The organism is Pseudomonas sp. S3E12, from assembly GCF_001702295.1.
In the GTDB taxonomy this organism is placed as follows: Bacteria; Pseudomonadota; Gammaproteobacteria; order Pseudomonadales; family Pseudomonadaceae; genus Aquipseudomonas; species Aquipseudomonas marginalis.
Genome location: NZ_MBDT01000013.1, coordinates 1 through 731, shown reverse-complemented (window position 1 = coordinate 731; position 731 = coordinate 1). Strand labels below are relative to the sequence as shown.

The 731-nt window shown below is 61.4% G+C and carries 1 pseudogene; it reads right to left on the bottom strand.

Features of this window, described 5'->3' with window-relative positions:
• A pseudogene (locus tag BB029_RS12720) lies at positions 1–731 on the bottom strand (RHS repeat domain-containing protein); the annotation flags it as partial.

Below are 731 nucleotides of genomic sequence, written 5' to 3'. Positions count from 1 at the left end.
CTTTGGCATCGTAGGATTTGAAATGCTGGGCACCGTCCGGATCAATCCGCTGCACCAGCCGCGCCCGGTCGTCATGGACGTACACTTCCTGGCTGCCATCGGCGTTATGCAGCGTGACACGGCCGTCATCCCCCCAGGCATACCGCGTGTCCATCTGGGAAAAACTGGCCCAATGCCGGACACATCGCGCGGCCTTGCCCGCCCGTTCCCACGCCCAGAAGAAACTCGCCCCACCGGCCAAGCCCCGCTCAAGAATGACGTGCTGATCGTCGTAGCGATAAACCTCGCTTTCGCCGATGGCATTGGTCGCCGAAACCAACCGTCCCAGGTCGTCATAGGCGTAGGAAACAACGGTCTGCTCGGTCACCCACTCGAAGGGTTCACGCCCTTTGGCGCGCTGGACCTGATAGTCCACCGCGACGATGCGGCCAAATGCATAGCGCAGGAACAGCGAACGCCCGACACCGTTATCCAGCCGCTCGATGCGCCCCAAATAATCCCGGGAAATCCGCAGCCGGTTGTCGTACGCATCGCTGATGGAGACCAGCACACCGTCGCGAAAGTGATAAAAGCGCGACGCCTGGGCCAGCACCAGTTCATCCGGCGACGCGCCCAAATAGATGGCGGCTTCGGCCAGGCTATTGGTGATGGCAGGTCGAGCAACAGTCGGCAGTGGAAACCCAATCGAGCGATTCTCATGGTCCGTCCACACCACCGAATCGCCCGACACC